Annotated in this window: 25 protein-coding genes and 1 pseudogene; 15 read left to right on the top strand and 11 right to left on the bottom strand. The window is 59.6% G+C overall.

What is annotated here, in order from left to right; all coding sequences use genetic code 11:
• Positions 1 to 415 precede the first annotated feature (415 nt).
• From PHLH3_RS12945 to PHLH3_RS12920, 6 genes and pseudogenes are all read left to right on the top strand, one after another.
• Positions 416 to 997, top strand: coding sequence for an RHS repeat protein (locus PHLH3_RS12945; RefSeq protein ID WP_213629696.1), 582 nt, complete (start codon positions 416 to 418; stop codon positions 995 to 997).
• Between the two features lie 1241 nt (positions 998 to 2238).
• Positions 2239 to 2538 carry an RHS repeat domain-containing protein gene (locus PHLH3_RS30375; protein WP_244863029.1) on the top strand — a complete coding sequence of 100 codons (300 nt, stop codon included), beginning with the start codon at positions 2239 to 2241 and terminating at the stop codon, positions 2536 to 2538.
• 19 nt (positions 2539 to 2557) lie between these two features.
• The gene (locus PHLH3_RS12935) at positions 2558 to 5383 is read left to right on the top strand and encodes an RHS repeat-associated core domain-containing protein (protein ID WP_213629692.1); all 2826 of its coding nucleotides are present in this window, start codon (positions 2558 to 2560) and stop codon (positions 5381 to 5383) included.
• Positions 5328 to 5732 carry a hypothetical protein gene (locus PHLH3_RS12930; protein ID WP_213629690.1) on the top strand — a complete coding sequence of 135 codons (405 nt, stop codon included), beginning with the start codon at positions 5328 to 5330 and terminating at the stop codon, positions 5730 to 5732. Before PHLH3_RS12935 ends, PHLH3_RS12930 begins: the two co-directional genes overlap by 56 nt.
• 204 nt (positions 5733 to 5936) lie before the next feature.
• Positions 5937 to 6491: pseudogene (locus PHLH3_RS30370) on the top strand (RHS repeat-associated core domain-containing protein); the annotation flags it as partial.
• A 405-nt stretch (positions 6492 to 6896) separates the two neighbouring features.
• Complete coding sequence (locus PHLH3_RS12920; RefSeq protein ID WP_213629686.1) at positions 6897 to 7523, top strand: hypothetical protein; 627 nt, start codon at positions 6897 to 6899, stop codon at positions 7521 to 7523.
• A gap of 119 nt (positions 7524 to 7642) precedes the next feature.
• Here the strand turns inward: PHLH3_RS12920 and umuC are convergent, their stop codons facing one another.
• Positions 7643 to 8914, bottom strand: a complete 1272-nt coding sequence (umuC, locus tag PHLH3_RS12915; protein WP_213629684.1) for a translesion error-prone DNA polymerase V subunit UmuC — start codon at positions 8912 to 8914, stop codon at positions 7643 to 7645.
• On the bottom strand, positions 8911 to 9348 hold the full coding sequence (locus tag PHLH3_RS12910; protein ID WP_213629682.1) for a S24 family peptidase: 438 nt from the start codon (positions 9346 to 9348) through the stop codon (positions 8911 to 8913). Before PHLH3_RS12910 ends, umuC begins: the two co-directional genes overlap by 4 nt.
• 134 nt (positions 9349 to 9482) lie before the next feature.
• On the opposite strand from PHLH3_RS12910, the gene PHLH3_RS12905 reads away from it, so the two are divergent.
• Together PHLH3_RS12905 and PHLH3_RS12900 are read left to right on the top strand one after the other, a co-directional pair.
• Complete coding sequence (locus PHLH3_RS12905; RefSeq protein ID WP_213629680.1) at positions 9483 to 9914, top strand: hypothetical protein; 432 nt, start codon at positions 9483 to 9485, stop codon at positions 9912 to 9914.
• A gap of 49 nt (positions 9915 to 9963) precedes the next feature.
• A complete protein-coding gene (locus tag PHLH3_RS12900) occupies positions 9964 to 10557 on the top strand; it encodes a hypothetical protein (RefSeq protein WP_213629678.1) in 594 nt (197 codons plus the stop codon).
• Positions 10558 to 10717: 160 nt separating this feature from the next.
• On the opposite strand, the gene PHLH3_RS12895 is transcribed toward PHLH3_RS12900, so the two are convergent.
• Entirely contained in the window at positions 10718 to 11686 is a 969-nt protein-coding gene (locus PHLH3_RS12895; RefSeq protein ID WP_213629676.1) for a hypothetical protein, read from the bottom strand.
• A gap of 178 nt (positions 11687 to 11864) precedes the next feature.
• Between PHLH3_RS12895 and PHLH3_RS12890 the strand changes: the two genes are divergently transcribed.
• The 3 genes from PHLH3_RS12890 (at position 11865) to PHLH3_RS12880 (ending at position 13183) form a co-directional block, all read left to right on the top strand.
• Positions 11865 to 12173 (top strand): type II toxin-antitoxin system MqsR family toxin, encoded by a 309-nt coding sequence (locus PHLH3_RS12890; RefSeq protein ID WP_213629675.1) that lies wholly within the window; start codon positions 11865 to 11867, stop codon positions 12171 to 12173.
• Positions 12170 to 12649, top strand: a complete 480-nt coding sequence (locus PHLH3_RS12885) for a type II TA system antitoxin MqsA family protein (protein WP_213629673.1) — start codon at positions 12170 to 12172, stop codon at positions 12647 to 12649. Before PHLH3_RS12890 ends, PHLH3_RS12885 begins: the two co-directional genes overlap by 4 nt.
• Before the next feature lie 123 nt (positions 12650 to 12772).
• Positions 12773 to 13183 carry a hypothetical protein gene (locus tag PHLH3_RS12880; protein WP_213629671.1) on the top strand — a complete coding sequence of 137 codons (411 nt, stop codon included), beginning with the start codon at positions 12773 to 12775 and terminating at the stop codon, positions 13181 to 13183.
• A 279-nt stretch (positions 13184 to 13462) separates the two neighbouring features.
• Here the strand turns inward: PHLH3_RS12880 and PHLH3_RS12875 are convergent, their stop codons facing one another.
• The gene (locus PHLH3_RS12875; protein WP_213629669.1) at positions 13463 to 13990 is read right to left on the bottom strand and encodes a lysis system i-spanin subunit Rz; all 528 of its coding nucleotides are present in this window, start codon (positions 13988 to 13990) and stop codon (positions 13463 to 13465) included.
• Positions 13987 to 14547, bottom strand: coding sequence for a glycoside hydrolase family 19 protein (locus tag PHLH3_RS12870; protein WP_213629667.1), 561 nt, complete (start codon positions 14545 to 14547; stop codon positions 13987 to 13989). Before PHLH3_RS12870 ends, PHLH3_RS12875 begins: the two co-directional genes overlap by 4 nt.
• Before the next feature lie 431 nt (positions 14548 to 14978).
• Between PHLH3_RS12870 and PHLH3_RS12865 the strand changes: the two genes are divergently transcribed.
• The 3 genes from PHLH3_RS12865 to PHLH3_RS12855 all read left to right on the top strand — a co-directional run bounded on the left by PHLH3_RS12865 (position 14979) and on the right by PHLH3_RS12855 (position 17174).
• Positions 14979 to 16007 (top strand): hypothetical protein, encoded by a 1029-nt coding sequence (locus tag PHLH3_RS12865; protein WP_213629665.1) that lies wholly within the window; start codon positions 14979 to 14981, stop codon positions 16005 to 16007.
• Between the two features lie 157 nt (positions 16008 to 16164).
• Positions 16165 to 16656, top strand: coding sequence for an antitoxin Xre/MbcA/ParS toxin-binding domain-containing protein (locus PHLH3_RS12860; protein ID WP_213629662.1), 492 nt, complete (start codon positions 16165 to 16167; stop codon positions 16654 to 16656).
• Entirely contained in the window at positions 16653 to 17174 is a 522-nt protein-coding gene (locus tag PHLH3_RS12855; protein ID WP_213629660.1) for an RES domain-containing protein, read from the top strand. The genes PHLH3_RS12860 and PHLH3_RS12855 overlap by 4 nt, the downstream gene beginning before the upstream one ends.
• A 292-nt stretch (positions 17175 to 17466) precedes the next feature.
• On the opposite strand, the gene PHLH3_RS12850 is transcribed toward PHLH3_RS12855, so the two are convergent.
• From PHLH3_RS12850 to PHLH3_RS12840, 3 genes are read right to left on the bottom strand one after another with little or no spacing between them, the layout of a single operon-like run.
• Positions 17467 to 18129 carry a hypothetical protein gene (locus PHLH3_RS12850; RefSeq protein ID WP_213629659.1) on the bottom strand — a complete coding sequence of 221 codons (663 nt, stop codon included), beginning with the start codon at positions 18127 to 18129 and terminating at the stop codon, positions 17467 to 17469.
• On the bottom strand, positions 18130 to 18417 hold the full coding sequence (locus PHLH3_RS12845) for a hypothetical protein (RefSeq protein ID WP_213629657.1): 288 nt from the start codon (positions 18415 to 18417) through the stop codon (positions 18130 to 18132).
• Positions 18418 to 18420: 3 nt separating this feature from the next.
• Entirely contained in the window at positions 18421 to 21774 is a 3354-nt protein-coding gene (locus PHLH3_RS12840) for a host specificity protein J (protein ID WP_213629655.1), read from the bottom strand.
• Positions 21775 to 21900: 126 nt separating this feature from the next.
• Here PHLH3_RS12840 and PHLH3_RS12835 point away from each other — a divergent pair, with 126 nt between their 5' ends.
• The gene (locus tag PHLH3_RS12835; RefSeq protein WP_213629653.1) at positions 21901 to 22380 is read left to right on the top strand and encodes a CopG family transcriptional regulator; all 480 of its coding nucleotides are present in this window, start codon (positions 21901 to 21903) and stop codon (positions 22378 to 22380) included.
• Positions 22381 to 22451: 71 nt separating this feature from the next.
• On the opposite strand, the gene PHLH3_RS12830 is transcribed toward PHLH3_RS12835, so the two are convergent.
• Genes PHLH3_RS12830 through PHLH3_RS12820 form a run of 3 tightly spaced genes read right to left on the bottom strand, consistent with a single transcriptional unit; the run spans position 22452 to position 24639 of the window.
• The gene (locus PHLH3_RS12830; RefSeq protein ID WP_213630535.1) at positions 22452 to 23030 is read right to left on the bottom strand and encodes a tail assembly protein; all 579 of its coding nucleotides are present in this window, start codon (positions 23028 to 23030) and stop codon (positions 22452 to 22454) included.
• Complete coding sequence (locus tag PHLH3_RS12825) at positions 23030 to 23812, bottom strand: C40 family peptidase (protein ID WP_213629651.1); 783 nt, start codon at positions 23810 to 23812, stop codon at positions 23030 to 23032. Before PHLH3_RS12825 ends, PHLH3_RS12830 begins: the two co-directional genes overlap by 1 nt.
• 2 nt (positions 23813 to 23814) lie before the next feature.
• Entirely contained in the window at positions 23815 to 24639 is an 825-nt protein-coding gene (locus tag PHLH3_RS12820; protein WP_244863028.1) for a phage minor tail protein L, read from the bottom strand.

Raw genomic sequence — 24639 nt, 5'->3', positions numbered from 1 at the left:
TAACAGCGCAGACGGGCTATGGCGTGGGATGTATTTCGCGAGCGCCATTATCACACCTGTCAGCATCATGGTTACATTCGATGACGGCTATCAGGCGCTCTTCAACATCGTCAACGGGGTAGCCGTTCCCGAGGGCGGTGAGCCTGGAACATTGACAAAAGTAAATGGAAAGTGGACTTATCGTTCCAGACAGAATGAGCAATTGACCTTCGATAGCACGGGCAGACTGATCACTTTAACTAAAAGCGATGGTGAAGCCCTCACTATTGCACATGCAGGTAGTGTTCGGACCATCAGCGATGCAAAAGGTAACTCGATAACCGTCAATTACCTCAGCAACGGTCATCCACTTTCATTAAATGCCACGGGAGTGTCGGTTCAGTACGGCTATAACCAATATGGCTTCCTAACCTCTGTGACTAAAACCGAGAACGGACAGAGCACTCAACGCATCTACCACTACGAAGATCCCAGGAACCGCATCTGGCTCACCGGCATCACCGACGAACGCGGCATCCGCTACGCCACCTGGACCTACGACGACCAGGGCCGTGCCATCTCCAGCGAGCACGCCGGCGGCGCCGAACGCACCCTGGTGAGCTACAACGCCGACGGCTCCTCCACCGTCACCAACGCACTCGGCAAGCAAACCACCTACCGCTTCCAGACCATCCAGGGCGTGCGACGCATCACCGCCATCGAAGGCGAACCCTCGGCCAACTGCTCCAACAGCAACTCCACTTTCACCTACGACGACCACGGCCTGGTTAAGACCCGTACCGACAACAAGGGCAACGTCACCACCTTCGACTACAACGAGCGTGGCCTCGAGGTGTCCCGTACCGAAGCCTTCGGCACTGCCCAGGCGCGCACCGTCACCACTACCTGGCACCCGACCCTGTTCCTGCCGGCCAGCGTGACCGAGCCCGACCGCATCACCACCTACAGCTACGACGACCAAGGACGCCCACTCAGCCAGAGCGTCAGCCAGCGCTGATCGTACAAGGACTTGCCCATGAGACTTCTTTACCACCGACTGAGTGTACTGTCGCTAATCTTGGTCTGCCTACTCACTGCCACCGCTTCCCAAGCCGAAGATTATTATTGGGTACGCCGTGAGAGCGGAAAGCATTTCGCCACGCCAACCGAGGCATGCAAAGACGCCGATGTACCTCCCTTCTATGATGGAGAAGGAAACAGGTCCGTTATTTTTGCCCGCTTAGAGGCGCCTTTCTCTATTCCTTATGCTTATAGATGCGCCTACTTTATTCATCGAACGTATTTTTGGGGACACCCCCCACAATAGATGGCCCATCCAACTACCTGAACATGTCCACTGTTCGCTATGGTGACTCGTGTCCACAAGGCTCTGCTTATGATGACAGAGCAGAGACCTGCATCCCCACGATAAACCCACCATTAGGAAAACCCTCCGCGACTGCGTGTACAACACAGTCTTTCGAACTGACTAGCGGAAACCTGTTTGAAGAGAGCAAGGACTACACATCGCCAAGCGACCCAAGCTTAAATCTCACTCGCACCTACAACAGTCGTGAAGGGGCCTGGAGGCACAACTATTCCGCCCGTCTTCAGGTCAATCTGCATGGAGTGGTCCGCGTAGGTGAGGATGGCGCGAAATTCATATATTCCACAGATGGCGGAACAATTAGCGCCCCCAACAACGACTTCGGAACATTGACCAAGAACGGGAACGGCTGGACGTATGCAGCAGCAAACAATGAAACACTGGTTTTTGATGAGAATGGCCAACTTATTCGAAAGAAATCAGCCCTCGGCACTCAAGAACTAACCTATTTTGAAAACGCGATAACCGTGACCAATCAAACAGGTGCCAAACTTGTCATCTCCGAGGACGTACAGCACCAGCCAATATCAGTCACGGCTCCGGGCACCACCATTCAATATAACTACGACTCAAACCAAAGGCTAATAGCAATTAGCCGTACACAAGGTAACGCTACCCGGACGTCTCAGCTTCACTATGAAGACAGTAGAAACAGTTCACTTCTGACTGGAGTCACCGATGAGCGGGGGGTGCGATATGTTACCTGGGGGTACGACGACCAAGGCCGTATCAAGTCAAAGCAGATTGCAAACAGCGAAGGTATTCAGTTGATTGAATACAATAGCGATGGGACTCGCAGAGTCACCAATGAACTAGGTAAAACCACTCTGTTCCGTATGGTCACCGTTGGTAATATCCAGCGAGTCAGCAGCGTGGAAGGCGAACCCTCGGCCAACTGCCCCAACAGCAACTCCACCTTCACCTACGACGACCGTGGCCTGGTGAAGACCCGTACCGACAACAAGGGCAACATCACCACCTTCGACTACAACGAGCGTGGCCTCGAAGTGTCCCGCACCGAAGCCTTCGGCACGCCCCAGGCACGCACCATCACCACCACCTGGCACCCGACCCTGTTCCTGCCGGCCACCGTGACCGAGCCCGACCGCATCACCACCTACAGCTACGACGACCAAGGACGACAACTCAGCCAGAGCGTCAGCCCGCGCTGATCTGCACAAGGACTTGCCCATGAAACCCCTGCACCACCGCTTGAGCGTCCTCACGCTCGCCCTGGCCGGCACCCTCGCCGCCGCCAGCCTCCAGGCCGCCCCGCGCAACTGGAGCTACACCTACACCGCCAGCGGCCAGATCGAAACCGCCGATGGCCCGCGCACCGATGTCCAGGACATCACCCGCTACGCCTACGACGCCCAGGGCCACCTCACCAGCGTCACCAACGCCCTCGGCCACATCACCCAGCTGTCCAGCTTCGACAGCTACGGCAACCCGCAAACCGTCATCGACCCCAACGGCGTCACCACCGCCCTCACCTACACCCCGCAGGGCTGGCTCGCCTCGGTCAGCGTCGGCGGCGGCACCACCGCCTTCGAGCACGACGCCATCGGCCAGATCACCAAGGTCACCCGGGGCGACGGCAGCTGGCTCGCCTACACCTGGGACGATGCCCGGCGCCTGACCAAGATCACCAACAACCTTGGCGAGCAGGTCGAGTTCGACCTCGACGCCATGGGCAACCGCACCGCACAGCGCATCAAGGACGCCTCCAACAACCTCACCCAGCAACAGCAGTGGGTGTACGACGAGCTCGGCCGCCTGCTGCGCTCGGTCGGGGCCGGTGGCCAGACCCACAGCCAGCAGTACGACCTCAACGACAACCCCACCACCGACACCAACCCGCGCCAGTTCAGCCACACAAAGGCCTATGACGCCCTCGACCGCCTGGTCTCCAGCACCGACCCGCTGAACAAGGTCACCCGCCTCGGCTACGACGCCCAGGACAACCTCACCCAGGTCGTCGACCCGCGCGGCGTCACCACCCGCTACGAATACGACGGTCTCGGCAACCTCATCAAACTCATCAGCCCCGACACCGGCACCACCACCTACGCGCACGACGCCGCCGGCAACGTCATCCGCAAGACCGACGCCCGCGGCATCGTCACCACCTACAGCTACGACGCCCTCGACCGCCTCACCGGCCGCCAGTACCCCGCCACCCCCGCGCTCAACGTGCAGTACCACTACGACATGACCGCCAACGGCAACAAAGGGGTTGGCCACCTCACTGCGGTGCAGGACGCCAGCGGCGTGCTCGGCTACAAGTACGACGAGCGCGGCAACCTCATCGAGCAGCTGCGCTCCGTGGCCGTGCTGGGGAGCGACCAGTACGACACCCTCGGCTACGCCTACGACGCCGCCAACAACCTCATCCGCATCGACTACCCCGCCGGCTTCAGCATCCACTACAGCCGCAACGCCGCCGGCCAGGTCAGCCAGGTCGGTTTCGCGGTGGGCAGCGCCACCCCCACCAGCCTTGCCAGCAACATCGGCTACGCCCCCTTCGGGCCGCTCAAGAGCCTCACCTGGAACAACGGCATCGTCCTCAGCCGCACCTACGACCAGGACTACCAGCTCACCGCCCAGCAGGTCGGCAACTGGCAGAGCAGCTACAGCCACGACGCCAACGGCAACATCACCGCCCACGCCCACAGCCTGTTCGGCAGCCTCGACTACCAGTACGACGCCCTCGATCGCCTGACCGAGGAAAAGGCCGCCGCCAGCCGCAAGGCCTACGCCTACGACGCCACCGGCAACCGCAGTTCGCGCACCACCTACGCCACCACCAACGGCACCGAAGCGCAGACCGCCAAGCAGACCCTGCACTACGCCACCGACAGCAACCGCCTCGCCCAGCGCAGCACCAGCTACGCCGTAGAAGCCGACGCCGCCGGCAACTACACCCGCTACAGCCAGAGCCGCCGCTACACCTACGACGACCAGGGCCGCCTCAACGCCGTCACCGACGAGGCCGGCACGCCCATCGCCAGCTACGCCTACAACGCCCTCGGCCAGCGCGTGCTGAAAGACGTGCTGCAAGGCACCGCCCACACGCCCTACACCTACCTCTACGGCCCCGACGGCCAGGTGCTCGGGCAGGTGCGCTACACCAGCAACGGCAAGAAGAGCAAAGCCAGCTACTACGTCTGGCTCGACAGCCTGCCTATCGCCCAGATCGACCTTGGCTACGACGCCGCCGGCACCACCATCGCCAGCACCACCCTCACCTACCTGCACAGCGACCATCTCGACACCCCGCGCCTCGCCACCAACCAGGGAGGCAACCTGGTGTGGAGCTGGCAGAGCGATGCCTTTGGTGTCGGGCAGCCCAACACCTATGGCGGCAATATCGATGTGATCCTGCGCTTCCCCGGGCAAGTCGCCGATGCGCACAGTGCGCTCTACTACAACTACTTCAGGGATTACGATCCGGAGACTGGACGGTATGTGGAGAGTGATCCGATTGGGTTGGATGGGGGGCTGAATACTTATGGGTATGTGTCAGCTAACCCAATCAGACTTACAGATATTTTCGGTTTAAAGGAATACCCTGATGATTTCGTTGGACCACTGCCGCCAGACGGCTATTACACAGCCGAAATGACTCACACAAAGTGCGGAAGAATTCCACCAGCGCCACCGGGCGCATATGTCACTCTTAACATGTCACTTGCCCGGGATCAATACAATCCATTTTGGTTCTATAACCAAGTTAGAAACAGAGGCCCATGGGACTACAAGCAATTCGGAGCAATATATCAAGACTTTGGAAATTTTAACTATGGCGCTTCCGGTTATGCCATGGGTTTTCCAGAAGCTACACTTCTGAGCGAGGCAGGCCGAGCACAACAGGCAGCCGGCACATCAAGGCCTGAGTGGGGCAATCCCGGTTCCAGAATCAATCCATGGAACGGTACTGGGTCGAATGGAGACGATCCAGATGATCAAACTCAAATCAGAAACGGAGTTAAATATTGTGAGTGCTGGAAAAATTAACAAAACGATACTTTTATCCCTCCTACTAATCTCAGGATGCAGCGCGGACGACTGTTCTATAGAGGTATTAGGAAGAACAACCTCTCCAAACAACAAGAGCGAAGCACTGACGTTCGAACGAAACTGCGGCGCAACAGTAGGATTTGTGAGAGGTGTAGCCGTAATCAGCAAAGGAAATGATGATGAAATCAACGATAAGAGCCGGAGTATTTTTTTGATTGAGGGTCAATCAGAAATATCTGTCAAATGGCTATCCGACCGAGAGTTAAATGTGGATTATACTGGCATCGGAAAAGCACCCTTCACTGAAACAAAAAATATTGATAATATAGTTGTTACGTATCATTGAAGCAGATTAGCCAGCAGACTATATTCTGACTTTCAAAGTAACAATGGACATCAGAGCGGCGCCAACAAACTGCGCCGCTTTGCCTCCTACAGATATATGGAGCACCGAAGCGCAGACTGCCAAGCAGACCCTGCACTACGCCACCGACAGCAATCGCCTCAGCCTGCGCAGCACCAGCTACGCCGTCGAAGCCGGTCCCCCCCCATCGCCACCTACGCCTACAACGCCCTCGGCCAGCGCGTGCTGAAAGACGTGCTGCAAGGCACCGCCCACACGCCCTACACCTACCTCTACGGCCCCGACGGCCAGGTGCTCGGCCAGGTGCGCTACACCAGCAACGGCAAGAAGAGCAAAGCCAGCTACTACGTGTGGCTCGACAGCCTGCCCATCGCCCAGATCGACCTGACCTACGACGCCGCCGGCACCACCATCGCCAGCACCACCCTCACCTACCTGCACAGCGACCATCTCGACACCCCGCGCCTCGCCACCAACCAGGGAGGCAACCTGGTGTGGAGCTGGCAGAGCGATGCCTTTGGTGTCGGGCAGCCCAACACCTATGGCGGCAATATCGATGTGATCCTGCGCTTCCCGGGCCAAGTCGCCGATGCGCACAGTGCGCTCTACTACAACTACTTCAGGGACTACGACCCGGAGACCGGGCGGTATGTGGAGAGTGATCCGATTGGGCTGGATGGGGGGCTGAATACCTATGGGTATGTAATGGGCAACCCGATTTACTACAAAGATATATTTGGATTAGAGCCTCACGTCCCATACGACACCCTTTCGGAGGCTCGAATTGAAATGCTCAAAGATATACGCAAAAGAGGCATCCAAATGGGAGTTGAGTTTACAGCCTACATTTACAAACTTTCTGCGGACGGGTGTGATTTCTGGGCTTACACAACACCGACCTCAAATGGACACAAATCGCATGTGGTGCCTCAAACTGCTATCGACGAAAATACACCGCCCTATGAACATGGCCACAACCATCCGAGTAACAGTGGATTCTCTCCACAAGACCGAGAAACATCAGGCAAGTTAAATGTACCTGTCTCTGTCGTCACCCATGATGGATATTATAAAGTTTACTACCCACCAAATGCCAAAAGGCCGGCAATAGAAACTGCGCGCCGCCCCATGCCAGGACAATAGACAATGAGAAAAAAACCCTTACTAGCCTTCTATCTTTTTTTGACACAAGCGATATTAGTCAATTTATCCCAGGCAAGTGATACCAGCTCAAGCAAATCAAAGACGCCAGAGGAAATTGAACTTAGATCTTATGCAAAAAAAGACACCACAGACTACAAGGCATTTAGATTTACGTTGTCAAAAGGCGAAAAAGAGAGCAACACCACCTTCACACTCATAGTAAGAAATGGAGATGAAAAGCCAAGCCTAACAATAAAAAAAGGCAAAACAATGAGCAACAGAAGCAATGAAGAAAAAATATTTCTTACAGAGAACCAAATTAATAACCTTCAAACCTTCGAGTTAGGTTCAAATTTCTGGAAGCTACCAACCGAGCACGGAAAAACAGGCTTCGATGGAGCAAAATGGATTCTAGAGGGAGTAGATGGCCCCATTTACCACAAGACCATTAGATGGTCTCCGCTACCCCCTTACTATAGCTTCATCATGGACCCAGAAACTGACGAATTTATAAAATCACCGAACACACCTCCCGGGAGTGACTATAAATACTCTGACGAGGTGGGCTTGGACATGCTGTGTCTATTTATTCTCATGTCACATCCAAAATCTGATGAACTGCTATATTAATAACCACACATTCATCACTCCAACAAAAACCTACCTTAACAACAAAGCCCCTGAGGGGGCTTTGTCTTCTAACACATAAATCAAGACTGCCTTACTGTCAGATAGAATACCAACTAATCTTATCCCCGAACTCCGATCACATCTTCCCATCTCGTTGTATATCTCGGACTCAGCATCTCTCTCCTCATCTCCCAAGTCCGCACCATCGACACCCGCCCAATATGTACCGTGCCCCGCCCCTCCCGCTGGTTGATCTGGTCCACCACCTCCATCAGGCGTTCAGCGCCTCGGCGTTGCGTGGGGGCGAACAAGTCCGGCGTCACCTCCCCGGGCTGGCACAGGTCCATCAGCAGGATGGAGCACTTCGAGAAGCGGTACCCGGGTCGGTAGATCTCACGGAGCCCGCGTTGCGCGAGCGCGAGGATCTCCCGCGTGTCGTTGGTGGGCGCGGGCAACGCCAGGGTGATCGCCTCACAGAAGCGCGGCCCTTCCCTTTCAGCGAGTTGCGTCTGCAGGCCTACCTGGATGGTCTGGCATAGCGAGCCCTGGCTGCGCAGCTTCTCGGCGGCGCGGCTCACATAGGCGGCCAGGGCTTCGCGGATCGGCGCTAGCTCGGTCTGCCGCACGCCGAACATCTTGCTGCTGCAGATGGCCTCCTTCGGCGGCGGGCCTTGATTGAAACCGATGCAGCTCACGCCGAGCAGCTCGCGCGCGGTGCGCTCCATGGTGACGCCGAAGGTCTTGCGCAGGGTACCGATGTCAAAGTTCGCCAGCTCCCAGGCGCTGTTGATGCGCAGCGCGGCCAGCTTCGCCGCCGAGCGGTGGCCGATGCCCCATACCTCGCTGATGGGGGCAAGGCGCAGCAGCCGCTCCTGGCGGGCCGGGTCGGTGAGGTCGAGCACGCCGCCGGTGGCCTTCCACTTCTTCGCCGCCCAGTTGGCGAGCTTGGCCAGGGTCTTGGTGGTGCTGATGCCAATGCCCACGGGCATGCCGATTTCGCGTGCCAGGCGCTGACGGATGGCGCGGCCGTGCGCCTCGAGGTCGGCGATGCCAGTCATGTCGCCCCAGGCTTCGTCTATGGAGTAGACCTCGATGCCGGGCAGCATCTCGGCCATCACCCGCATCACCCGGTTGCTGATGTCGGCGTACAGCGTGTAGTTGCTCGAGCGCGCCACCACGCCGCTGCGGCGCATCTGCTCGCGCACCTGGTAGAAGGGTGCGCCCATGGCGATGCCCAGCTCCTTGGCCTCGGCGGAACGGGCGATAACGCAGCCGTCGTTGTTGGAGAGCACCACCACCGGCCGGCGCTTGAGCTCCGGCTGGCCGATGCGTTCGCAGCTGCAATAGAAGGAGTTGCAGTCGATGAGGGCGAAGATCCGCTGGCCGCTCATGGGGCCACGTGGCTGACCACCCAGGTCACCACGCCCCAGATCTCGATGGGCTCGTCGCCGTCGAGCTGGATGTCATGGACGTGCGTCTCGGCGGCGCGCAGCCAGCGGCCGCCGAACATGTCCTTCACCACCAGGCGCACCCGGTAACCCTCCCCGCCCAGGTCCACCACCACGAGCCGGTCATCCACATGGCTGGCCGCGCGGTTGACGATGAGGCGGTCGCCCTGGAACACGCCGAAGCCCTCCAGCGTGCCATCCAGTACCCGCACGCCCCAGATGTGCGGCGCTCCCAGACCGGTGAGCCGGTCGAGGGAAAGCCCCTCCTCCTTCTCGTCTTCGGCAGGGGATTGGAAGCCGGTGATGCGTAGATCAGCGGCCTCGGCTAGCAGACGTTCCCGCAGGCGCTGGCCCCGGGCAAGGATCGAAAGCGACATCTCACACACTCGCGAATACTGGATATAGATACAGTATTTTTCAGGTTCCCTAATCGGTCAATCCGTCAGCCGACGGGAGGAAGGCCGTGAGCCTGTCCTACGCTGAAACCTGACACCCGAAACCGGAGGCGCGTATGTGCGGCGGCGTTGAAGCCAGAGAGGCGGACAAGGTGTGGAAGATCTACTTCCCTAACCCCAAAGCAGCGATTCCGGTGCAGCTCGATGGCGGCAGCCAGATCGACTGGATCGGCTGGGGCCGCCGCGAAGGCCAGCCCGGCACTGGCCCCCAGGGCGGCTGGGCCCGGCTCAGCACCGTGCAGGCCGGCGGCTGGGCGAAGTACCAGCCCCGCCGCGCCTTCGGCCTGGTGCAGCGCTTCATGGAGAAGGAAGGTCAGAAAGGAGAGAAGAATCGGCCGTCACACTGGTTCGATGTGCCTGAGGGCCAGGCCCTGGAGTGCGTGGTGATTGGCGAGGGTGAGGATCGGCGGGTGTATGTGGTGACCACCGATCCGCCCGAGGAGTTTGCCTGGATACATGATCGGTGGCCGGTGCTGACGGAACGATAGCGGTGCGAAGCAAGAAGTCTGGGATGAACAGTTAGAGAGGGAGATTCACATGGGCGACTTATCAGCGCGGGCTCAGCACTTTCACAGCATGTACGCCTTCGACAACAACATGAGCTCCAAGCTCATGGTTGAGGTGGAGGGAAAGATTCGCTCTTCTGAGCACACGTATGGGAGCGGCACACTGGTGCACGTGGAAGACATGCTGCTTCACCAGCTGGATGTATGGTGGGGATACGCGGAGATACCCGCGAACGCAAAGATCGTGCTCTACGGTAACTGGAGTCCCTGCAAGCATTGCATCAGCGACACCATTCCGCGCGCGTTTGCAAAGATGAAGATCGAGGAGAAAAACCTCAGGCTGCGCTTCAGATTCAACCACTACTACACACAGGAAAACTGGCAGCGGGCCGGCAAGCAGATCAGACAGGAAGGCGGTGGGCGCTTCTTCTGGGCGAATGCAGAGGAAGCAGAAAACGCATATCTACAGCTGGCAGCTCCGTACGGAAAATTCGCCACCAAAAATATCTCCACCACCGAGGCGGTGATGAGCAGCACCAGCCCACGCGTCGCCTTCATACAAGGGCTGAACAGGAGCAGGTCGATCACGACGTGGAGTGAGGTCTGGCGCGACAAGATTTTTTAATATGCGCAGATAGGAACTTCATTTGTCGCACATCTGGTGTGCCTAGCAGGCCGTGGCGCTCAGTAAAGCAAGAGCCCTAGTGCGCCCTTCGCATCGTGCAGCAACTCATGGCTCAGGAGAGCTATTAGAGTGAGCCAGCCGCATTTAAGTCGATTAAGCACTACAGCGCTTGCTGATCAAACTCCAAGGGTACGGTGACCTTCGGCTTCCTCTCGCGGACCTTTGCCGCATCGCCGTTTGGGCACTTGAAAGTCTTGAACAGGTATCCCTTTTCTTCGTCAGGAATTGCGATCGCCAGTCGCTCGTAACCGAGAGGGGCAAATACGCTGCCTGTGGGTTGATCGCCGGCACATTGGCTGTCTTTCAAGTGAAACGAGGCGAACACAATGAGCTTGCGTACGAATGGCTCGAAAGCCGGGTTTCTGCTTGTGTAGTCCACCAGGTTAAGGGGGCTGACGCTGCTGAAGGCCAGGCCGGCGAAAAGGATGAGAGTGACAGAAAGTGGAGGGGGCTGTGGAGTCTGGTGCGTGCTGGGGCTCAAGCACAACACCGCTTCGGCGGACACTTTCTTGGGCGCCATTACCCACATGGTAACCGCCATCAAAAAGTAGGGAACCAGTGTTAGCAGGCTGATCAACGTGACCCACACAAAGACCGTCACGATAGCCAGCACTCCAGTCTTGGCTGCAGGAAGGTCGGATGGGGCAATGCGTGTGTAGTTGAGGAAAACGCTATCGGTGTAGACGTTGGACAGCCATACAGCGATGAATACCAGCAGCGCGAAAAGCAGTTTGGCTATTCGGGTGGCCGAGTATTTGACGATGAGCGTTTGGAAACGAAGGTAGAACAGGCGCGCCGTGCACACGTACATTGCCAGCGGCGCGATTATCAGTAGCCAGAAAGGAGCATCGCCCCCGCTGGCCTTGTGCCCGACCATGATGCCCATCACGCCCAGGAAGAAGACGATCCCCCCGGCGAGCAGTACCTTGGCGTCTAGGGCTCTGACACGAGCAGGTACACGGTTGATGAGATCTGGCACGAGGTGGTGTCTGATCAGTGTGCGGCAGAGCAGACCCAGCAAGACGGGCGCAATCACGTAGCCCATTACCAGCCAGTAGAAGACAACCATCGTTCGTCCTTGATGCGGTGGATAGCCCGAGTGGGGCGGCCAGCAGTATAGAGATGCCGCCGTGTCGCTGGAATGGGTGCCTACATCCGCTCGCTGCCTTCTCCTACTTCCAGCCGACAGCCAATCCAGGTTGATGAAATTACCCTTTAAGGGTAATTTTTATCGAGTCGAGGGTTGGATGGAAAAGCGCAAGCCTCACTACGACCTGGAGGCGGTCAAGGTCGATGTGGCGCGGCTCGGGGTGGCGGCTTTCACGCGCTCCGCGCTGGATGGCGGCAGGGCGCTGGGGCTGACCAGTGCGGAGATGCTGGCGATCGTCCAGGGGCTGAGCCGCCGGGTGTTCTACAAATCGATGACCACCTATGCCGATAGCCGGCTGTGGCAGGACGTGTACCACCCCACCACGGATTGCGGAATCGAGCTGTATGTGAAGGTGACCTGCCGCCCCGAGGGGCCGCCGGTGATCTCCTTCAAGGAGCGGACATGAAGATGAAACGTGAATGCCTGTGCTGCGGTGCACCACAGGGCATGGCGCGCTTCGAGGGGCGCGCCCTCGAGGTCAGCTACCAGGACCTGAAACGCAGGGTGCCCGGCCTGGCCGGTTGGGCATGCAGCGAGTGTGATGAGGTGGAGTTCGATACGGACAGCGCCCTGCGCTATGCCAAAGCGGGCGATGAGCTGATCGAGGACGCGCGCCAGGCGGTGGCAGAAGAAATGAAGCGCATGCGCAAGCGCCTGAATCGGACGCAAAAGCAGATGGTGGCCATCGCCGGCGGCGGGCACAACGCCTTCTCGCGCTACGAGCGAGCGGAGGTGGAGCCGCCTCGTGCCCTGTGGGTGCTGCTGACGCTGCTGGACCGCAACCCGAGCCTGATCCAGCAGGTGGAGCAGATAGCCGCGGAGGGGGCGGTGAAGCTCGACCACCTGGTGGCGGAGAAGGGCAAGGCCCGGTTGGAGTATTGAGAAAGGCGCCGAGAGGCGCCTTTCTCATTCCTGGTTCAGGGAACGGGCACGACTACCAACGGGGGATTGGGCGTTAGGCTCAAGGTCTGGATTACGCAGCTGCCGACAGGCTGGTTAGGGTTGATGATCAGCGTGTTCGCCGCATTCAACCAAACGGCGTTCAACGTCACAGGGCTGCTGCTGCAGGTGGTGCCTGCAACTGAGAACTTGACCCCTGAGATCGTGGCATTGGTGAGGCTCGTAGCCGTCCAGGTCCATGGTAGTCCCGATGCAGTGACGGATGCACACAATCCGCTTCCCGTTACGCTGACCGAATTGATCGTTGCGGTGTTGTTGCTATTGGTCACGCCGATGAACTCCACATTGCACGTCACGGCTGGCAGCAGCCCCGCCTTTATGACCAGCACACCCTTTGCGCTAAATGCCAGATTGGTAGGAGTGATGGTCAATGCCAATGCATTGAATGAAATTGCCGACAGTACGAAAAATATAAGTGCTCTTATCTTCACGTTCATGATTCTTCCCTGCTTGTGATTAAAGAAGCCATGCAGTGGCCTGCTTGAGAGGACGAAATAACGTCATTCAGGCTGCTTGCATTTGGCTTTGAAAAGCTAGTTCGTAGGCAAAAGACAGCTGCCGATCCAAAGGCGGGAGGAACCGAGTGACGACACGACAAAAGCACTGGCTGCTGTGGGGAAAGAACTCACATTCACAATTAACGCGCAGCTGCGTGGCGGGTATGTGTGCTACCGCGGTATGGATAATGTCTGGCGGGTGCCGAAGTCGTGTACTTGGCCTACCAATCCAATGGGGCTATCGCTGCCCAGATATCTGCATTACGTACATCTGGCAAGCTTCCAGAGCTATCAGTCCTTGGTCGCCGTCACCGACGATGGCGAGAATTCGTTGAGCATGCGCTGGGTCAAGTTCGGCTCGCGGGGCTGCATGAACCAGGCTGCCGGCGGTGGTGGAGGCAGGCACTCCACAGTTGCTGCCGGCAGAGCTTGCGTCGAGTAGGACTGACAGCCGCAAGTCAGCAGTAGCAATGCGGTCACGCAGGCGAGCAGCTTCTTGCTGGGCATGGATGAGTCTCCCGTGATGAAGGGCATCTTGGCTCTGCAGCTGCTGCTCCAAGGCAAGACGCTTGCCCTGCTCTGCCCTTTTGCTGGCTTCAGCCGCGCGAGCGATTTCGTCGAGGGCGTTGGCGTGCAGCTTGTCCCGGCCGGCCAAGTCAAGTGCATGTCGCTCACCGAGTCGGTAGCCCTGGGCCTGCCAGCCGGCCCAGCCGGAGAGCAGCACCAGCAAAAGGGCGACGACTACGCATGGGCTGAACAGCCTCATGCGCCCTCCTTCGCCATCAACACCTCGCGGGCGCGTCGCCAGATTCGCTGGCGATCCTCCAGACCATTGAGGCCGCCGTTGATGCGGCGGGTGATGCGGGTGAACTCGTCCCGGTCCGCCAGCTCGTTGAGCCCGGCATCCCACCAGAACCAGCCCGCCGACTGCGCAGCGTGCTCGGGTTGCTCCAGCAGCTCGGGCTCGGCCAGCAAGCGCTTGTCACCGAACAGCGCCAGGCTGCAGCGCAGGTAGTTGGCTGCCCCGGTTATCTGAATCAGCCCCCTGCCCCGGTACTTCTTGCCGTCGCCATCCCGCTCCGGCGTATTGCCCAGATCAACCCGCACGTCATAGCGCTCCTGGGCCGGCGTCGGCCCCCAGATCTCGCGGGTGAAACGCAGGTGGCCAGACTCGTGGCCAACCTGGGCGAGGAAGGCGGCCAGCCGCTGGGGCGTGTTGATCTGCCAGCGCTCGGCGGTTGCGTTGAGATGAGAAACAAAAACGCCCGCGGCATGGCGGGCGTTGGGGAGGATTTGCAGCAGATGCTCAGTAGTTAGTTGCATAAGCCTCTCCGGTCTGGCGGAAAATTACGGACACTACGTAGTCCGAGCCAATCCACTCTCCTTTATCAAATAGCAGTCTCGCCATCCGAGGATCGGCTGTTTCACAAACATTACACACACGAAGCCCTCCTCAATCCGATCAGACATTCAGCCCCGAAGAACCTGGCCCGAATGAAGAAGGTAAAGAGAACAGATAAATCAGGAGGCATGGGTAGTCTTAAATAAGCAACAGCACACCTACGACACCCTCTAAATGTGCATCGCCACTTGCTCTCCGCATGAAGCGATACTCTAGATCGACTTGACATCAGAATGCTATGAACCATCCTCTGTGCAAGCAGGTAGCCAGCAGTACCAACTGCAATCAAAAGGCTCCCTAACGAACACACAAGCGTCCAAAACAACTATCAATTGGAGACATGGAGGTCAACATGCTAAAAGCAAGCTCACCAATAATTTTTGCATCTTTAGTTATTTCAGGCTGCGCTAACTGGGACAGCATATACAGGACACACGTGTTTGACGAAAACGAACCAACTAGCAAATCAGCCTTAATTGATTCCAAACAACGAGAAATATTAAGTAGAAACGGGACTGTTTGCCCAAGCCCACAAGCGGATGTGATGACTGCTTACGCAATAGAATTGGCGGGTAAGACTGATCTGTCAGACCAAGCACAAGCCGCAATTGCTGCTGCGGCCCAGACATCGGCGGCCTACATAGGCGTCCGCTCAAGAAACATTCAGTTCTCCCGGGATCAAATATATAGCCTATGCGTAGATAGAATGAATGACACCGTTGATGATGGGCAGTTCAATTTTTACAAATCTCGACTTCACCGATATCAAATGGCCATGTCGGCCATAGAACAGCTAACCGACCCAAGCACTGTCCAGCCAGTGATACTGTCATCAAAGGGAGAATCTGAGAGCACACTAGCATCGAAAGCAGACAAGTCCGAACTTAAGAAACTCGAACAAGAGCAGCAAAAAATTGAAAAGAATGGAGGACCAAAAGCTGATGGCCAGAACTTAGGCGATGATGAGAAGAAAAAAATTGAAGAATTAAAGAAACAAGCTCAAGAACTTAGTGAAAAAATCAAGGCGGCAGAAACAGTTGCTGCTACCGGCCAATCGGGAGGCAACCCCACCACTGGTAGTGGCACAAACAGAAACCAGCTTAACGCCGAAACCGTCAAAGCAGTTACCAAAATCGCCTTAGCCACCTTGCTTACGGATGACACTGGTCTTTATTGCATGGAGAGATTCGTTAATATCGAAAACAATCTTCTCGATCGCCGCGAGAACCTGCTCAAGGCGCGCCCAGGTGATTATCGAGATGTAGTGATCGATGAAGCTCAGCTTGCTGAAATAAAATTCTGTGAAAATGTCATCTATAGACAGCAAGGCTCACTGATGAAGCTCCATCCTGAGCTTCTCAAATGGGTTACCGAAGATTGAGCTAATCGCTCATGGTATCAACGGTCTATGCAAAGGTGGATCAAGAGCCGACCTAGACGTGACCTGGCATCTGCAAAGGCGGGGTGAACCATTTCGCCCCACTCCTCGCCATTTGGCAGTACACTGATAGCCATGTGTCAAAACAGGAGCTTGCAATATGAGCACTACCGCATCCGCCGAGCCGCAGGGCAAACGTGCCCCCAAGTCGCTGAAGCATGGCAAGGACAGCACTTCGGAAATCCTGCTCCGGGGCCGTGCTCGCTTCGATGACCGCGTTTCCATCTACAAGCTGACCGAGAAAGGCATCCCGCTTTCGGACGTGATCACCTTCGTGTCTTCGGTCTCGCTGCTGAAGGACGAGCAAATACTCATCAAGATCTTCGGCCTGTCTGAGCGCACCCTGCACCGCCGGCTGAAGAACCCGGATGAGCCTCTGAATCCTGACCAAAGCGCCCGAGCTGTGCGCTTCGCCCAAGTGTTGGAGAAAGCAACGCTGGTATTCGGTAGCAGCGACGAGGCCGAACGCTGGATGTCGCAGCCGGTGATGGGGTTGGACGGCCACAAGCCGGTTGACCTGCTTACCAACCCGATCGGGTTCGAGCTGGTGGATGAGTTCCTCACTCGCCTGGAACACGGGGTCTATCAGTGATCACGACACCAGGGAGCGGTGAGATTCACTTCTGGCGATTGGACGCTGCACAGCACGCAGGTACCTGGGACAGCGGGATCGGAGCCGAGCTGGTCGGCGGCCGCTGGAACTCAAAGGGAGTGAAAGCGGTTTACAGCAGCCTGGACCCGGCAACGGCGATTCTTGAGGTCGCCGTGCACAAGGGTTTCAAAGCACTGGATACCGTGCCACACGTCCTGACCGGTGCTCGGATAACAGAACCTTCCGCAATCCACCGGGTGGATGGGGACAGCGTTCCGAATTCGAACTGGCTGGTGCCCGGCATCCCAAGCGGCGGCCAGCAACGCTTTGGTGATGAGCTACTGGCGAAGCACCCTTTTGTGCTGATCCCCTCCTCCGTTTCGCGCCACAGCTGGAACCTGTTGATCAACCCGCTGTTGGCGAAGGGGCTGTATGAGGTGGTGTGCCAGGAGAGGTTCGGGCTGGATACGCGACTGAACCCGCCGATGATGCGGCCTCACGAGACGACGCAAGGCTGAATCATATTCGGCAGACCGCTCGCTTGCCTCACACCGCACGGGCTAGAGCTTCGTCGTGTGCGCAAGCAACGCTACTGCACCTTGAGTTGGTCGAAACGAGATATGAACGTCGAAGCCATTGACCAGAAGGTAGAGGACGACTGCGCCAAGGGTGGGGGTTAACACGTAGTTTCATTAGGTATCGCTCACTCGTAATTGAATTGCGATACCCACGCTATGTCACTCTCTCGAACATGCAATGGGCTAAAAAGCTACCGTTCGTCGGGTTTCGTGTTTTATCCAAGCCTCGGTTCTAAAGCCCTTCTACGTCCACAAACACAATCGCCGGCGGCGGGTTGATGTCGTAGCGCACCCCGCTGCTCCCCGTGTTGTTCCCACCTTGGTTACCCCACGGCAGCGCGCCGATGCTTGCCGTCTGCCCGATGATGCCAACCGCATCCTTCAGGTAGAGCACCTCAGTGAAGGGAATGTGGTATTCGCCCATACGGTGGTAACCGATGAAGACAGCACAGGTGCGCCCTGCAGGAGCTTGGATCTCGCGATGGTCGTAAGGCTTGAAGCGGTCTATAGGGAGCGGCGCGGGCACGGGCGAAATCTGCAGGATCTTCATGTAGGGGAAGCTGGAGTCGTATCCGAGACTGCCGTCCGCCTTGAACACCTGCAGCCCCTCTCGCGCCTTGGGCATAGCAGATGGAGGGCTATCGAACACATAGACCGTGATGCCGCTATCCACACCGCGCAAGGTGAAGTGATGCATGTCGCCGTTCAAGGTGAACGCCGTGACGCAGGCTCGAGCGCCTCGGAAGGCCAGAATCGGGTTGGTGGCGCGGATGCTGAAGTATCCGACGTAGCTGCTGAGGGGCACCTGGTACTTGCCGATGAACACGAAGTTGGCGTAGGCCTCGGTGATCTGGGTAGTGCCCCAGTCATTGACGATCTCGATTCCCGCAAGCATTCAGCGCACCCCGTAGATGATGCGTACGGGCACGGCGTACTCGCCCCTGCCAACTATGTAGGACCAGGAGATGGTCCGGTTCTCGACCACCACGCGCGCCGTCTTGCCGCCGCGCTGGATGGAGCCACGGGGCAGACTGAAGAAGAACACCTGGCCCGGTGGGCCTTGGACCGTCCTGCTCCCGCTCACACCGCCCGTATCCACGAAGCCCAGCACAAGCCCGGTGCGGTCGTCCGTATCCAGCAGTTGGCGGCCCGAGGCGTCCCAGATCTGCAACCCTGCGCGCATGCCTTACCCCCACAGTCCAAGCCGGATGCGACGTGTACCGGCTGCGTCGAAGATCTCCAGCAATCGGTTGTTGAGCGTCATACGCCCTCCCCCTGGGATGGCGCTGCCGAAGCGCACCTCGCCCGTTTTGAAGTTGAGGCTCAGTACCGGTGAACCGTCTGGCAGCCGAGCCTTCGATTCCAGCGTTGCCTCCAGCAGCGCCTCGCGTACATCCAGCTTTCCGATGAAGGCTTCGTTGATGAAGATCTGCCCGTTCTCCACCACGAAGGGATACACAGTGGCACCGGAGTTGGGATCGATGATGGCGAAGCGGCTGGCAGAGATGAGGACCTGGCTGATCATGCCGCCTGGGGTGTTCTCCACCCCGATGCCGATGCCTGCCATGTAGGTCTGGCCGTTGCGGGCAACTTCGGTCTTGATGGTGTGCATCGCCGAGAGCCGGCCATCCGTGCGCACCTGCGCCTGGCTGACCTGCTGCACGCTGGCCGAGGCGTTGTTGGCCACCGCCTGGATGGTGTCGACACGGCGGCCCAGGGCGCCATCGGCATCGGCACGGGCCTTGGCTTCGGCCTGCACCGCGGCTGAGGCCTGCTGGGCAGTCGCGCTCACCGAGTCGACCCGGCGACCGAGGGCGGCATCCGCGTCCGCGCGAGCGGTCGCTTCCCCCTGAACCAGTGCAGCCGCTTGCTGGGAGGTGGCGGCAAGCGAGTCGATACGCTTGCCCAGGGCGCTATCGGCACTGATGCGCGCATCGCTCTCGGACTTCACCCGCGCTGCTACGCTGCCGGGCTTGCTGGCGGGGCCATCCACCAGTTCGATGCGCTCCAGCAGTCCTTTGGCGAGCTGGGTCTCGGAGATCTGCTCACCCAGGTAGTCGAGGATGGGGCCGGCATCGCTGCTGGCCTGTCCCCTCACCCACTCCGTCCAGGCACCGATGTTGCCGGCACGGTCCACCAGCCGTGCGCGGAACCAGAGCTCGGCTCCAGCGGCCAGGCTGGTGAGCGAGTGGGCGCGCTGCGGGTAGGCGTAGTTGCCCAGGTGCTGGGCACGCTCTTCGGTGGGTGAGGTGTTCCGCTGCAGCTCGGTGTATTGGGTATCGGCCGTGCCCTCGGGGAAGCCCCAGCGCAGGCCAATGCCGAACAACAGGCTGTCGGTGGCGAGAAAGCTCGGCACCGGCGGAGCGCCCTTCTTGCCTTCGAGGTGGGTGAGCATGCTGCTGGCCGGCAGGGACGCAGCGCCCAGGGCGTTGACCGCCCTGACCCGCGCTAGGTACTGCCCGGCGTAGATGCCGGGCACGTCGATGAACAGCTCGCCGGTATCCGGCACGCGCACCCAGTCGCGGTCGTTCCACTTCCACTCCACCTGGTAGGCCACGGCGTTGGGCGCGGCGCTCCAGGCGATGGTCATGGTGGTGATGGACAGGCCCTGGTCCACCGCCAGGTGCTGGCTGATTTCCACCTTGCCGGGCGGCGCCTGCACGCTGGGCGGGATGATGCTGATGGGGCGCTCTTCGATCACCGCGCCGTGGTCGATCAGCTCGAATTTGCCGGGCTCGTACTGGATGCCCTCGATCTTGAAGCTGCCCCAGTCAGGGCGCGTAACGTTGTAGATGTAGAACTGCATGGCGGCGAGGTCGCCGGCATCCAGCACCCACACGGCTTCGGGCTGTGGCCGCTCGCTATAGGGCGCGGCCAGCGTGAGCTGCTTGCCATTGGCGAAGCGCACCTCACGCGCCTCGCTGCGGCCGCTGGGCAGGTTGCACAGCAGGCGCGAGCCGGCGGGCACTTCCACCTCGCGATCGAGGGTGATGATGCGGCCGGAGGCGGCCCGGATGCGCCCGCCGTTGGCGCGGCCGGCGAGCAGCTCGTCACTGAGGGTGATGACCTGTCCGGGGCGCGGGATATGGCCGTCCAGGCCGACGCTGAAGGTTACCGGGCGCGTCTGCAGCTTCTCGGTCTTCAGCGCCCAGTCACCGGCACGCTGGGCCTGGCCGAGGCTGGTGCACCCCACAACGCCCATGCGCAGCTCACGCAGGCCGTAGTCGGCCATGGCCTCCTCGTCCCACACCGGTTCCTGCTCGGTTTCGAAGCCGTTGGCGGGGTTGTCCCAGCTGACCAGGGCGAGGGAGCGGCGGTCGCGCCAGCGGGTGCCGGTGTACTTGATCGGCCCCTTGATGCTCGCGCGGCTGTAGCTGTAGACCGGGTCTTGCGGCATGTCGGCGGTGGCGACCATCTGCTGGCCGTCCCAGTAGCACATGCCCCGGAAGATGGCGGCGATGTCCTGCAGCACCACATGCGCCTCGGCCTGTTGCTGCAGGTAGAGGTTGCAGGTGAAACGCGGCTCCATGCCGCCCTGCCCGTCCGGCACCAGCTGGTCGCAGTACTGGGCGATGCGGTAGAGCGCCCAGCGGTTGACCATGTCCGCCGTGATGCGCTGGCCGAGGCCGAGGTAGGGGTTGGTGACCAGGTCGTACCAGATCCATGCCGGGTTGTTGGTGTAGGCGACCTTGAAGGTGCCGTCCCACACCCCGCCGGAGGTGCCTGGGCCGCTGGTGGAATACAGACGCAGCTCGGGATCGTAGTTGGCGGGCACCTGGATCATCGCACCCCGCATGAGGACGGAAACCTTGGGCGTGCGCCCGCCGAACTGCACGGCGTCGAACTCGATGGCACCGACGGCGGTGAGCGGATAGGTCATGTCCGCGTCGATCACCTCGGTGATGGATTCGACGTACATGGAGTCGGAAATCAGCGAGCTGAACTGGTTGTCGGTCAGGCGCCGCACGCGCACTGTCCAGCGGCTGCCTGCGGGGAGGTCGATGCGGTGGCTGCGCTCGTATTTGGTGGTGTTCTTGCGGCTGACCTCGCTCTCCAGCTTCGTGATGAAGGGGCCGCCATCGGTGGCTACGTCCACGGCATAAGCGATGCGCCAGCCATTGATGTTGCCGGCGCTGTCCTGGCTCTGCAGGTGCGGCCAGGAAAGGCGCAAACGGATTGCACTCAGCTCAGGCGTGGTGATCGCCCGCACCCAGGGAGTACCTGAGCGCAGCTCGACTCCCACGCCCAGCTCGTTGTTGACCTCGGGGAAGCCCTCCAGCGGCTCCTGATGCAGGGCGCCGGGGCGGAACTGCCACTTCACATCCGGGTAGTTGAGGTTGCCGTCCTCGGCCATCACGGGCGTGCCGTCGATCATCACCGAACGCAGGCCATCCACCGGCCCGACTATCTCGCCCCAGCTGTAGATGTAGAGCAGCTTGGCGACCGCCGTCGAAGGTGTACTGTCGCGGACGATGGAGGGTTGGCGCTGCTTTTTCTTGCCGCCCTTGGCGCCAGTGGCGGGTGCGTGGAGTGCGGTCATGGGTTTCCTGCGGGCATGAAAAAGCCCGCACGGGGCGGGCTGAAAAATAACCTCTGCAAACTTGACACTCAGTCATTATGATTACAATGTATTCATTAAGCATGCAAACACACCAAGGAGGTAAACATGCTATCTGTAAGACTCAGCCAGCAGCTTGAGGAGATCCTAGATTTCCTATCAATGGATAGCGGGCTTTCAAAGAACCAGATCGTAACGAAGGCGCTTGAACAGTACATTCGCCAAGCTGACTTAGGATCCGCCCCTCTTGATGTTCAAATCACAGAGAGATCTAGCCAGCTCTATTTTCACGAAGAAGAGCAACGCAAAAAGCAATTTCAAAAAGCACATGAAGTCGCGAGCTGGGCGCAAGAGCTTAAAATTTGGACTAAGGACCCTAGAACAGCTGGTCATGGCGCAATCACCCCTGGTATCTGGGGGAGAAATCAAGTGATAGGGTTCAGCGACTCCTTCAACGACGACTCGATTTTCGTAGTGAGCCGACATCTTCCCGCTCGCCCTTACGCGGGAACCTCTAGCTACCATTTGGAATTGACGCCAATCGACGACTGGAAAAAGCACATGATGCCAGTTGATGTTAAACACTAGCCCTGTACCGTGGAGGCTAATAATTCTGGAAGGACGAAGCCCCGCATGCTGCGGGGCTTCGTTTTTCAGACTTAAACCTGATCCTGCGCATAAACCCCCGCACTCCCCACTGCCCCGCCAATCTCCCGCTCCCCATAGAGCCGGGGCCATGGGTTGCCTTGGGCGATGGTGCTGACAGCGCCGCCGAAGCCGTAGCTGGCGGCGTTGCCCTCCTCCTCCCGTGCCCTGACCTGCCCCTGGGTGGGTGAAAGCATTTGCATGACACCGCCAATGGCGAGCCCGGCGCCTGCGCCGAGCATGGCCATGCCCGCCGCTGAGCTGGTACCGCCGGTGAACACCCCGGCGACGATCAGCACCACACCAACGATCACCTGAAACAGCCCGCCGCGTTTGCTGCCGGCGACTATGGGCGCGATGCGGATGTCGGTTTCGTCTGCGCCCTGCAGGCTGAGGTCGTGCTCGCCCAGGTTGCGTTTGCCGGCGAAGACGGCGAACACCAGGCCGCGTTCTTCGGCGGTGGCGAGGAAGCGCTCGAAGCCTGGGAGCATCAGGCACAGCGCCTGGATGGCGTCTGCGGGGCTGATGACATCGAGTCGGTACTCGCGGCCGAAGCGTTGGCGCAGCACGCCGTAGAGCCGGATGGTGCGCATCATGCCGGGTACTCCTTGTGCCGCAGGATGAGCCGCACGCGCTGGCCCATGGAGTGGCCGAACACGTCGCGGCGCGAGGCGCTGCCGTACAAGTGGTGGAAAATGAAGGGGCCGGTACCGCCCAGCGGCGGGGCCGGCTCGCTGCTGAAGCTGGGGTCGTCGCCCAGGTAGATGGCGCCGTGGTTGGGGTGATGGCAGGGGCGTCCCGGACTGGGGATCTGCAGCACCAGCAGGTCACCGCGCCGGGGCTGCTCGACCCGCTCGAAGCCGCAGGCGGCATAGTTGTCTTCGTAGAAGCTGGGGCTGTGCGGGTCTTCCCACCAGAGGTCGGGACGCTGGAAGTCGGGAAGCTGGATGCCGGCCTCGCGGGCATACCAGTCGCGGCAGGCGGCCCAGCAGTCGAGCATGCCGTGGCCGAAGTCGCGGCCGAGCAGCGGCGCGCTATAGCCGCTGGGCTGAATCCACTCCATGTCCCCACCCGGCCAACTGACGATGCCCCAGGGCAGGCCATGAAGCTCGCAGGCCACGCGGTCGACCATGCTGGCGGCGGCGGTTGCGTCGGGGTGGCTGTGGATGATGGCGAGCACCCTGCCCCGGTCTTCGGCCTGGGCCCAGTCGGCCGGGTCGATGATGAAGTGCTCGCTGGGGGTACGGGCGATGTTCCCGCAAGGCACGTATTCGCGCCGCTCAGCGCCGCGGATGAGCAGACCGCAGGCTTCGCGCGGGTGCTCGCGTTCGGCATGCTCGCGGATGGCGGCACGCAGGTGCTTGTTGATGATCATGGCTACCTCGAACTGTGCAGCAGGCTGGAGGCCAGTGCGCCGCCGAAGCGGGCGGTGTTGCGCCGCAGCTTGCAGGCGCGCCAGTCGCCCCGGCAGAGGTCCAGGGCGGGGTTGTCGGTGGGCTCGTTGCGCTTGGTGAAGAGCGCCGTGCCCAGGTAGTTGCAGGCCTCGCCACGGTACTGGCCCATATGCGCCCAGCGGCAGCGGCTGGTGATCTGCTGCAGCGGCAGGCGGATGCCCTGGAGGTCCGTCGGTGCGGAGAGTTCGAACTGCACGCGCTGCTCGTCTTCATCCACCTTCTGTTCGATGTACCAGATGCTGATGCGCTCCTGGTGGGCTGCCTCCGGATTGCCGCCTTCGAAGTTGGCCGCATCGAGGTAGTGAACGAAGGTTTCGCGGTAGATGACCTTGGCGCCGGCAAGATCCCGCAGCGCCAGGCACAAGGCCGATACCGCGCCCTGCACGCCGTCGATGAGGTTGCCGATGCTGAGCGTGGGCGCAGCCTGGCGCCCTTCCCCGCGCAGGTCGAAACCCTGGGCGTCGATGCTGATGGCCTTGTAGGTCTCGCCCTGCCAGATGATGGTCACTGCGTGCATGAGCCCACTGAGTACCGAGCGGCCACTGCCGGCTAGCTTGGATTGGTCTCCGGCTTTCCATAGCAGAGAGCCGGCAAAAAGTACGTTCTCGTCAGCCTCTAGGCGGTCCGGGTGCAACGCGATTGCATGGCCATGGAAGCGCAGGACCTCGCCCCCCATCGGCGTGCAATCCACTTCGAACAGGCGCACCTGGTTGCCTGGTTGCAGGCGCTGGATATCGGCGCTGAACAC

This window comes from Pseudomonas sp. Pc102 (genome assembly GCF_018408275.1).
Classification (GTDB): domain Bacteria; phylum Pseudomonadota; class Gammaproteobacteria; order Pseudomonadales; family Pseudomonadaceae; genus Metapseudomonas; species Metapseudomonas tohonis.
This window is presented reverse-complemented; position numbering and strand designations above follow the sequence as displayed.

What these genes read in the sequence shown, in the direction of transcription:
- PHLH3_RS12935 (WP_213629692.1), top strand. Translation starts at nt 2,558, where the DNA reads ATGAAACCCCTGCACCACCGCTTGAGCGTCCTCACGCTCGCCCTGGCC.
- PHLH3_RS12930 (WP_213629690.1), top strand. Translation starts at nt 5,328, where the DNA reads ATGATCAAACTCAAATCAGAAACGGAGTTAAATATTGTGAGTGCTGGA.
- PHLH3_RS12920 (WP_213629686.1), top strand. Translation starts at nt 6,897, where the DNA reads ATGAGAAAAAAACCCTTACTAGCCTTCTATCTTTTTTTGACACAAGCG.
- umuC (WP_213629684.1), bottom strand. Translation starts at nt 8,914, where the DNA reads ATGAGCGGCCAGCGGATCTTCGCCCTCATCGACTGCAACTCCTTCTAT.
- PHLH3_RS12910 (WP_213629682.1), bottom strand. Translation starts at nt 9,348, where the DNA reads ATGTCGCTTTCGATCCTTGCCCGGGGCCAGCGCCTGCGGGAACGTCTG.
- PHLH3_RS12905 (WP_213629680.1), top strand. Translation starts at nt 9,483, where the DNA reads ATGTGCGGCGGCGTTGAAGCCAGAGAGGCGGACAAGGTGTGGAAGATC.
- PHLH3_RS12900 (WP_213629678.1), top strand. Translation starts at nt 9,964, where the DNA reads ATGGGCGACTTATCAGCGCGGGCTCAGCACTTTCACAGCATGTACGCC.
- PHLH3_RS12895 (WP_213629676.1), bottom strand. Translation starts at nt 11,686, where the DNA reads ATGGTTGTCTTCTACTGGCTGGTAATGGGCTACGTGATTGCGCCCGTC.
- PHLH3_RS12890 (WP_213629675.1), top strand. Translation starts at nt 11,865, where the DNA reads ATGGAAAAGCGCAAGCCTCACTACGACCTGGAGGCGGTCAAGGTCGAT.
- PHLH3_RS12885 (WP_213629673.1), top strand. Translation starts at nt 12,170, where the DNA reads ATGAAGATGAAACGTGAATGCCTGTGCTGCGGTGCACCACAGGGCATG.
- PHLH3_RS12880 (WP_213629671.1), top strand. Translation starts at nt 12,773, where the DNA reads ATGATCAGCGTGTTCGCCGCATTCAACCAAACGGCGTTCAACGTCACA.
- PHLH3_RS12875 (WP_213629669.1), bottom strand. Translation starts at nt 13,990, where the DNA reads ATGAGGCTGTTCAGCCCATGCGTAGTCGTCGCCCTTTTGCTGGTGCTG.
- PHLH3_RS12870 (WP_213629667.1), bottom strand. Translation starts at nt 14,547, where the DNA reads ATGCAACTAACTACTGAGCATCTGCTGCAAATCCTCCCCAACGCCCGC.
- PHLH3_RS12865 (WP_213629665.1), top strand. Translation starts at nt 14,979, where the DNA reads ATGCTAAAAGCAAGCTCACCAATAATTTTTGCATCTTTAGTTATTTCA.
- PHLH3_RS12860 (WP_213629662.1), top strand. Translation starts at nt 16,165, where the DNA reads ATGAGCACTACCGCATCCGCCGAGCCGCAGGGCAAACGTGCCCCCAAG.
- PHLH3_RS12850 (WP_213629659.1), bottom strand. Translation starts at nt 18,129, where the DNA reads ATGCTTGCGGGAATCGAGATCGTCAATGACTGGGGCACTACCCAGATC.
- PHLH3_RS12845 (WP_213629657.1), bottom strand. Translation starts at nt 18,417, where the DNA reads ATGCGCGCAGGGTTGCAGATCTGGGACGCCTCGGGCCGCCAACTGCTG.
- PHLH3_RS12840 (WP_213629655.1), bottom strand. Translation starts at nt 21,774, where the DNA reads ATGACCGCACTCCACGCACCCGCCACTGGCGCCAAGGGCGGCAAGAAA.
- PHLH3_RS12835 (WP_213629653.1), top strand. Translation starts at nt 21,901, where the DNA reads ATGCTATCTGTAAGACTCAGCCAGCAGCTTGAGGAGATCCTAGATTTC.
- PHLH3_RS12830 (WP_213630535.1), bottom strand. Translation starts at nt 23,030, where the DNA reads ATGCGCACCATCCGGCTCTACGGCGTGCTGCGCCAACGCTTCGGCCGC.
- PHLH3_RS12825 (WP_213629651.1), bottom strand. Translation starts at nt 23,812, where the DNA reads ATGATCATCAACAAGCACCTGCGTGCCGCCATCCGCGAGCATGCCGAA.